Below are 9,334 nucleotides of genomic sequence, written 5' to 3' on the forward strand. Positions count from 1 at the left end.
TAAAGGAGGCTAACCGTGAGTATACTTCTCGGTATATTAGCAATTATTATTACATTGGGACTTGCCTACCTCATGTCGAATAAGAAGAAAAAGGTAAACTTTAAAGGCATAGGAATAATGTTGGTTCTTCAGTTACTAATTACGTGGTTTATGTTTTCAACCACCATTGGTGCTTCTATAATAAATGGTATATCAGCTGTATTTAATAAGTTGATTGAATTTGGTACAGAAGGGGTGAATTTTGTACTTGGAGGATTCGAAGTTGCGGAAGGTGGAGTATTCTTCTTCAATGTATTATTACTTATTATATTCTTTGCAACATTACTGTCTGTGTTAACGTATTTAAAAATACTACCGGCTATTATTAAGTATGTTGGAGCAGCAATCTCAAAAGTTACTGGATTACCCCGAATTGAATCATTTAATGGCGTAAATAGTATATTTTTTGGGCAATCGGAAGCACTAATCGCAATTCGATCTCAATTCCATCATTTAAATGAAAATCGTCTTTATATTGTCAGTGCTTCAGCGATGGGGTCAGTATCTGCTTCCATTGTAGGTGCATATATTCAAATATTACCACCTGAATATATATTAGTCGCATTGCCTTTAAACATGTTTAGTGCGTTAATGATTGCATCAATTATTGCTCCTGTCGAAGTTCCAAAAGAAGAAGACAAAGTTGATATTACCGACGTAAGTCAGGATAAGAGTATTTTTGAAGCAATGGGAAATGGAGCTTTAGAAGGTGGAAAAATTGCATTAATCGTAGCTGCGATGTTAATTGCGTTTATTGCATCTCTAGAGCTTGTAAACTGGTTAATTCAGTTTGTTTTTGCTGGCGTCACTCTACAACAAATCTTAGGATATATTCTTGCTCCGATTGGAATTTTAATGGGGATAGCACCTAATGAAGTAATTGAGGCAGGATCTATTATGGGGACGAAGATTGTTACGAATGAATTTGTAGCAATGACACAATTCCAACCGTTATTAGATGGAATGTCCGAAAAAACAATTGGTATTGTTACCGTATTCCTAACAAGTTTTGCTAACTTCTCTTCCATTGGTATCATTGCTGGAACGGTTAAAGGAATTGATAGTAAAAAAGCTGTATCTGTATCTCAATTTGGAATGAAGCTTTTATTAGGATCAATACTAGCTTCCATCTTGTCAGCAACTGTTGTGGGATTGTTCTTGTAAAAAATCATTTTTATCTTAATACCTTATGATTAAATTAAGAGGTTAGGACAAAAGTATTTAGTCAAAGGAAAACCCGAATGAATAGGATTTGAAAACCCGATTCAGAAATATACTCCGCTAATCCAGAGGCGGCTGGTGAGCCTCTGGATGCTCCGCATTCCGGGGTCTCACCGATGCCTCAATCCCACAGGACAAGGAAGACCTCGACAGCATTGCATCGCGCGCAGAAAGTCGATTTTTGATTTTCAAGGAGTCTACGTATATTTCTTACACTTATTTAACTATCATTCGCCTTTTAACTAAAACTTTTATTATGTCCCAACCTCTTTGCATTTTTTAATATCTATACCGATCTTTTCTGAATAAATAACAGTCTGGCTAATAATGCAATAGCTCCTGCGCTCAGCCCAACAATAATACCTACCCAGTAACCAAAAGGTTCTAATGCAGTATAATTTGCTAATACATACCCTATTGGTAGCCCGATTATCCAGTAAGAGATTAAAGCGATAACTAATGTCATATTCACATCTTTATACCCGCGTAAAGCCCCTTGAATAGGTGCTCCTATAGCATCTGCTAACTGATAAAAGATAGCAAAAATAATAAACTGCTTCGTAAGTTCAATTACTTGTGGATCAGAATTATATAATTTGGCAACAATATCATCAAATGTATATAAAATTATACCTGCAAATATAGCAATTAATAATCCTCCAACAATCCCCATATACGTGTAACTTTTAGCATCTTGTAATCGTTTAGCACCAACTTCAAATCCGACTGCAATGGTCAATGCCATACCAACACTTAATGGCAACATATATAATAAACCAGCAAAGTTCATAGCAGCTTGGTGAGCGGCAATGGTATTTGTGTTATATTCACTCATCAACAGCGTAACAGCTGAGAAAATACTTGTCTCAAAGAATATGGCTAATCCAATTGGTAGCCCGATTTTTAGTTGGTCCCACCAGTAAGAAAGTGTAGGGGGTAATACTTTTTGAAATATTTTATAACTACGAAATGGGTAGACACGATGAATCATAAATATCGAAATTCCACTTATAATCCAATAAGTTAGGCTTGTTGCTATACCTGCACCAACTCCACCGAATGCTGGAATACCAAATTTACCAAATATTAATATATAATTTAAAATTACATTGATTGGTAATGATATAAGGATAATGATCATAGAAGAACGTGTTTGTCCTAGTCCATCCATAAAACTACGAATAGTATGAAATAAAAATAAAGGTACTATCCCAGACCCTAAAGTAATCAAGTAGTATTTAGCTATATGTTGTACTTCTTTTTCTAAACTCATCGCTTGTAAAATTGGATCTAATGCCAATCCACCAATTAATATAATAATTACGGATAATGCAATAGATAAATACATACCTTGTTGAATTACGTGTGGAATATCTTGCTTGTTTTTAGCTCCAATCAAATGTGCAATAATAGGGGTTATCGATAAGACAATTCCATTGATCCCAGTTAAGATTGGTACCCATAGGCTTGAACCAATTGCAACGCCCGCCAGGTCGCTGGCACTAAATTGTCCAGACATCATTGTGTCAAAGAAACTCATTAGATTTATACTTACTTGTGTGATTAATATTGGCAGTAAAATAATAATAAAAAGCTTAATTTTATCTCTTAATGTTGTTGTTTGGTACATATGCAATTCTTCTTCCTTTTTAATTTCCTTATTATTATAACGTAATTATATAGTGCATTGACTATTATACGCTGATATAATGTGTTGGGAAAGGAATGAGTTCCATGAAAAATTATAAACGAATTTTATTTACAGGTGGCGGCACAGCAGGACATGTTATCGTTAATTTAGCACTTATACCTTACTATCAAGATCGAGGTTGGGAAATTGATTACATTGGCTCTTACAACGGAATAGAAAGAGATTTAATTTCTCCATTAGATGGGGTGACTTATTACCCAATATCTACAGGGAAATTACGAAGATATATGTCCAAAGAAAATTTCAAGGACCCGTTTAAAGTACTTAAAGGTACTATGCAAGCATATCGCATAATTGGTAAACGTAAACCATCGATTGTATTTTCAAAGGGTGGGTTTGTGTCTGTACCCGTAGTTGCAGCTGCAAAACTTAGAGGTGTACCATCGATTATTCATGAATCAGATTATACTCCAGGTTTAGCTAATAAATTATCAATTCCTTTTACTAAAAGAGTATTGGCTACTTTTCAAGAAACCATGCAATTTTTGCCGGAAAATAAAGCTTCTTATGTAGGAGCAGTTATTCGAGATGAATTATTTACAGGAAATCGTGAAATTGGATTAAAGATTAGTAGTCTAAAAGGGAGTAAACCAGTTTTACTCGTTATGGGAGGAAGTGGTGGATCTGAAAAAATTAATCAGACTATTCGCCAGTCCTTAACTAAACTATTAGATGAATTCGAAATTATTCATATATGTGGTAAAGGGAAGGTTGATCATTCCTTACAAATGGATGGCTATGTTCAGTTTGAATATATTAATGATCAATTGAAAGATATATTTGCTGCAACCGATCTAGTCGTCTCTCGAGCGGGTTCTAATGCTATTTTTGAGTTTTTAGCATTACGTTTGCCGATGTTACTTATTCCTTTATCGAAAGAGGCTAGTCGAGGAGATCAAATTATAAATGCGAATTCTTTTAAAGAAAAGAACTATGCTAGAGTATTGCAGGAAGAAGAACTTACTGAACAAACATTAGTAGAACATCTTTTAGAACTGAGTAAAGCTGCACCTGTTATTCGAGATGAAATGAAAAAATATAAAAGTGAGCAATCGCTCCTATCAGTAACTGAAATTATCGATGATGTCATGAAATAAAAGGATTTAGGTTTTTTTCATGCTTAAAATTAGATGCTGTTAAAATCCCTCCTTCTAGGAGGGATTTTTAAGGTGTGCTTTTCTTATTCTAGAATTTATAACTTTCCTCGTACATGCTACTCTAAGTTACATAATTGTACCGTAGTTTTCGATATCAATATCAATATTAAAATCCACCTGAATGTCAGGCAAAATCTCTTTCCATTCTTCATCAGTAAGAAGTCCACTTGGTTTATTTATTCTATAGTAACGGCCGAAGCCAATAGGATCGATTAAATGTTCTTTTGATTTATCTAATATACCGTTTAATAGGGACACAAGCTTTTTTTCTATTTCAGCTTCTAGACGATGGATAGTTTTCTCTTCACTAAATGCCATTATTATTGAAGTTTCATTGATGTCTGCTCGAATTTTCGTGTTCACCTCAAAAAGAGGCTGGTTTATATCAAGTAGCTTGATATTACTTTTCCCTTTAACTACTGTTAATTCTACAGTAAGTTCACTTTTATCTGAACCATCTGGGTGATAGATTGAATCAACAAAAGGTTCAATAGGGACAGTAATTTCGAGTGGGGTATTCTTAATGGTCGTCTTCAATGTATTTAATATAGTTGCTTCTGTCATATCTCCCGAAGCCACAATTCTGTCTTTTTGAAAATATCCAATTCCAATTAGATTTGGGCGTCCGTCCATCGTATCAAGTAATGGTAATACCGGATCATGTCCTGGTGTTCCATAAGTATTGGAAAAAGTATATAATGAAGCACTAGGTAATGTTCCTTCGTCGACTTCTTTATTAATGAGGCTTTCGAGAAAGTTTCCAATATCAATATTTGTCTTATTTTCTTCAGTGAGAATATTTTTTGCGCTTTCTGTGCTAATAGCAATATTCATTGTATCTGATACCCTTGAATCACGAACAAGTCCATTCATGAAATGAAGTATCCCTCTTTCAGCTGTTTCATATCCATATATTTCTGTGTTTATCTGTCCTGGACTGGCTCTAAAGTTGATATTATTTGCTGCTGTTTCTCTAGCTCCCTTTAATGTTCTACCTACTCCAGATACAGTAGTGAAATTCTGGGGAGTCTGTTGGTCAAAACGATATACTAATAAAGTGGTTTCAATATCACCATTATCTAATCGGTCAACTCCACGTGCATTGATAACAGCTAGACTTTCTAATTCTTGTGTTGGAGGAATACAGGAAGCTAAAAAAATAACACAGGTTGGTAAAAGAAACAGTATTTTTTTCATGCTTTTATCCTCCTGTTTTTCTTTCTCAAATGTGATTTTATAAGAACGATAGGTAGTAATACCAATGGATAAACAAATATTAGCCAAAACCCTAATTGAGAGGAGAAATTAATAACCCGTTGAATAGAGTAATGGTCTGTTACCATAATTGAACCAATCAGAATAAGGATAGAACTAATATAGAGCGTCGCTTTTTGCGGTATACGGTACAATCGCTTTAATCCAAATGTGATTGCCCACATCAGTAACATCATATTTGGAACAAGTACCATAATCCATTCTGCCACGAGAATAAAATCAAAACGTTCTATAAAGGTAATGTTTGCAATTTTGAATAATGCCAGTAAAGACCAATCTCTGCGTAATAGTTGTTCAGCACTAAAAAATCCTATTGCAATCATTGTGGTGATCAATAAAACCATAGTCGTCCAAACTGCAGAGATAAGACTTGTTTTTAATACGGTTTTCTTGTTTTCCAAAAAAGGAAAGATTAACAACAAAATTTCAAATCCAATATATGAATAGGTAGTAGCTCTTGCTCCTTCTAATAGTTCAGGCAACGATGCTTGAAATAAAGGTAAATAATGTGTGTAATCGAGATGAACGGTTGCAGGTATTAATAGGAGCAATAACCAAATTGAACTGAAGAAAAATACAAATGTGACTCCGACAATTACTTTAAGTCCCCCTAGTACACCGGTAATCATTAAAACTGCTAATAGTAATCCAGTTACAAAAGGATGTAAAGTTGGAAACATAAACACACGTATAATTTGAGCATACGTAATTACGATGGTGAAAAGTGCGATAGCAAAATGGATAATAAAAATAGTACCTAAAAACTTACCAATCCATTTTCCAAATATATCGACTTGTATTCCCAAAATATCAGCATTTGAGTATTGTCTTAAAATAATCACCATAACGTACATAATAATGAATAGATATACAAGCCCTATTAGTAGAGAAATCCAAGCATCCTGTCTAGCGTGCTCATACAAAATTTGCGGAAGACCTAATAACCCTACGCCAATCTGGATAAAGGTAATAATAAAGAACAAGTAGTATGTATTTATTTTTAAATTTGGTTTAACTCTTACGTTAATATCCACTTTATCACCTACTCGTCTATATCTTTCTTTAATCCTTTTTTAATTTTTTTAAAACGATATTTGTCCTTTGGTCGATAAGAAATAAATCTTTCTTGTTGCATGTCTGGTTTACTGCGAAATAGTGATTTATTAAAATCTTTCCATCGAAATGGATAAACAGGGGAGAAATAAGGTCTACCTAATGATGTTAGCTTTATTAAATGTATGAGTAGGATACTAGTACAAAACACGATTCCAATTAATCCAAGTAATCCTGCGAAAATAATCATTGGAAAGCGGATGATTCGTGCAGTAGTACCCATAATATAGTTAGGTGTGGTAAATGAAGCCAGAGCACTTAATGCAACAATAATAACTAGTACATTACTTGTGATTCCTGCTTCTACAGCAGCTGTTCCAATTACTACACCACCTACGATACCGATAGTTTGACCAACTTTAGTTGGAAGCCGGGCACCGGCCTCTCTCAATAGTTCAATCATTAATTCTAAGAATAAAGCCTCAAATATAGGTGGAAAAGGTACTGCAGCACGTGATTCTCCCAAAGTAATTAGTACTGGTGTTGGCACAATTTCATAATGAAATGTAACTGCGGCAACGTATAAAGGTGTAAGCAGTGTCGATATGAAGAAGGATATAAACCTTAAGATACGAATGAAGGAGGCGCTGTTCCAACGCATATAGATATCTTCTGTTGACTCAAAAAAACTAAAAAATGTAGAGGGAGCAATAATCGCATTTGGACTATTTTCAGATAATACACCAATTTTTCCACGAGACAAGTTATAAATTAATCGGTCTGGTAATTCTGTAATTAGAAATTGTGGAAATACAGTTGTAGAATTATCCTCTAAATATTGAGTAAGTACGGATGTATCATCTATGAAATCTACTTCTAATGCTTTAATTCGTTGTCTAAACGTATTGATATCTGTATCATTGGCAATCGATCGTACATAGATAAGCCGAACTTCACGTGGATCTCTTCTTCCAATAATATGCTTTTCCATTACTAAGTCTTTTGATTTTAATCCGTAACGAATAATATTAATATTCGTGGAAAGTGATTCTGTAAAAGCGACCTTTGGACCTAATACGAGAGATTCTGTCTCAGTTGTTTCAAGGTTACGAATAATTTTATTCGGTATAGAATACCCAAGTACACTGTTTTCAGTTTCAAAATATACAAATACATGTCCTTGAATCAAATAATCTAGTATGCTTTCAAAATTGTTGTATTCTCCTCCATCGCTTAGAGGTACTCGCTTTAAAGCTAATTGGTTCGTTAATTGTTCTTCTGTATTTAATAGTGTTTCCAATAAGTAATTTTCCAGTTTCATTTCATCTACTGAAAATTGTATATAGAATACGGCAATTTTCTGCTCTTCATGCTCATAAACGGTAAAGCTAAGATCAGAAGAATATGCATATTGTTTATTTAATATTTTTTTTAGTTCTTCTATCGTTAGTGGAAAAGGATTATTTTTTTTTGACCCAACTTTTTTCATGAAATACCCCCTCCAACACGTACTATGACTGTTAGAGTGTACAAAAAAGATTCATTTATACATTAAAGGTGAGCCTTATTTTAATTATCAAGTTAATAATTGAATATAAAAAACTCAAAGTAGCAGTTTAAGCACTGCGTACTTTGAGTGAAATGAAACAAAACACTTTATTTATACTATTTTATGTTACATAAACTTATTTTCGTTCATCTCTTGTTACAACATCAACTTTCCCAGTATCTGGATGAATGACAAGTCCATGCACCTTTATTTCTTCTGGGAGAAGGGGATGATTACGAACAAGGTTCACACTTTGTGAAACAGATTCTTCCACTGTTTCAAATCCATTAAATTCTTCATCAAAATCAACGCCACCATTCGCTAATACGTCAATGATTTCTTCTTTTATTCCGCGTTCTACCATTTCATGTTTTAATTCATGTGTATCTACCTGTGACATGCCGCAATCATGATGTCCTATTACAACAACTTCATCCGCTTTTAGTTTATAAATGGCTACTAATAAGCTTTTCATTGCACTATCAAACGGGTTGCGAATAATTGCACCTGCGTTTCTTACCATTTTTACGTCTCCGTTTTTCATATCTAGTGCTTTCGGTAATAATTCAAGTAGCCGTGAATCCATACAAGTAAACACAACCATACGTTTATTAGGGTAAGTATCCGTAGAGTATGGCTCATAAGATTTGTTTTCTACAAAATTTTTATTGAATTCTAGCATGTGATCTAAGTGCATTTTATCAACTCCTTATTGAATATATTAGCATTTTTTAAATAGATACGAAATAACGACATGCATAATAGATGAGTCACAAGAATTATTTTTGGATAATTCATTGAATTATGTAAAAATATGGTATAAGATGGAAAAAATAAAAAAATTGGGGTGAGGCAATGAGTGATTTTATTCGTAACTGCCAATTATGTGAGGCACCAATGGAAAGTAGCCCATTTTTATTATGCCCTGAGTGTTTACAAGAAAAAGAACAGGTGAGGGTGTTTTTAAAGAATCACCCACGTGTTCCGTTACATGAATTAGTAGAGTCGACCCAAATTCCAATATCTCACGTAAAAAAGATCTTAGGAATTGATTAGATAAATAAGCTAGTTAATTTTATCTCGTTAATTTAATAACGAATAAATTACTATTTTAATGATCTAGGTAAAAAGTATTTTATTCTTCTTAGGATTTTTCTGAAATATAAATTTTAGAAAAATAAAAAAAGTAATTGACTTTCTGTTAGTATCAAATATATAATGATGTAGTGTTAATTTTTAAAAAATTAAAAAAGGAGGTCACGATGATGATGAAACAACTGCAACTACAACAAAAATGCAACATATCCAATTAAATATAGATAATAGTGG

7 protein-coding genes are annotated in these 9,334 nt (G+C 33.5%); 2 read left to right on the forward strand and 5 right to left on the reverse strand.

The annotated features are described in order from the left end of the window. Positions 1-15 precede the first annotated feature (15 nt). Positions 16-1,203 (forward strand): NupC/NupG family nucleoside CNT transporter, encoded by a 1,188-nt coding sequence (locus tag C794_RS06040; protein ID WP_017796229.1) that lies wholly within the window; start codon positions 16-18, stop codon positions 1,201-1,203. 343 nt (positions 1,204-1,546) lie between these two features. Here C794_RS06040 and C794_RS06045 read toward each other — a convergent pair whose 3' ends face one another. Next, the gene (locus C794_RS06045; RefSeq protein WP_017796230.1) at positions 1,547-2,890 is read right to left on the reverse strand and encodes an MATE family efflux transporter; all 1,344 of its coding nucleotides are present in this window, start codon (positions 2,888-2,890) and stop codon (positions 1,547-1,549) included. Between the two features lie 104 nt (positions 2,891-2,994). On the opposite strand from C794_RS06045, the gene C794_RS06050 reads away from it, so the two are divergent. After that, positions 2,995-4,068, forward strand: coding sequence for an undecaprenyldiphospho-muramoylpentapeptide beta-N-acetylglucosaminyltransferase (locus C794_RS06050; RefSeq protein ID WP_017796231.1), 1,074 nt, complete (start codon positions 2,995-2,997; stop codon positions 4,066-4,068). Positions 4,069-4,194: 126 nt separating this feature from the next. Here the strand turns inward: C794_RS06050 and C794_RS06055 are convergent, their stop codons facing one another. From C794_RS06055 to C794_RS06070, 4 genes are all read right to left on the reverse strand, one after another. Beyond that, positions 4,195-5,325 carry a Ger(x)C family spore germination protein gene (locus tag C794_RS06055; RefSeq protein ID WP_017796232.1) on the reverse strand — a complete coding sequence of 377 codons (1,131 nt, stop codon included), beginning with the start codon at positions 5,323-5,325 and terminating at the stop codon, positions 4,195-4,197. After that, entirely contained in the window at positions 5,322-6,437 is a 1,116-nt protein-coding gene (locus C794_RS06060; RefSeq protein ID WP_017796233.1) for a GerAB/ArcD/ProY family transporter, read from the reverse strand. The genes C794_RS06055 and C794_RS06060 overlap by 4 nt, the downstream gene beginning before the upstream one ends. Before the next feature lie 8 nt (positions 6,438-6,445). Next, positions 6,446-7,945 (reverse strand): spore germination protein, encoded by a 1,500-nt coding sequence (locus C794_RS06065; RefSeq protein ID WP_017796234.1) that lies wholly within the window; start codon positions 7,943-7,945, stop codon positions 6,446-6,448. A gap of 196 nt (positions 7,946-8,141) precedes the next feature. Next, positions 8,142-8,702 (reverse strand): beta-class carbonic anhydrase, encoded by a 561-nt coding sequence (locus C794_RS06070; RefSeq protein ID WP_017796235.1) that lies wholly within the window; start codon positions 8,700-8,702, stop codon positions 8,142-8,144. Between the last annotated feature and the right edge of the window lie 632 nt (positions 8,703-9,334).

The sequence above is a fragment of the Oceanobacillus kimchii X50 genome (genome assembly GCF_000340475.1).
GTDB classification, from domain to species: domain Bacteria; phylum Bacillota; class Bacilli; order Bacillales; family Amphibacillaceae; genus Oceanobacillus; species Oceanobacillus kimchii.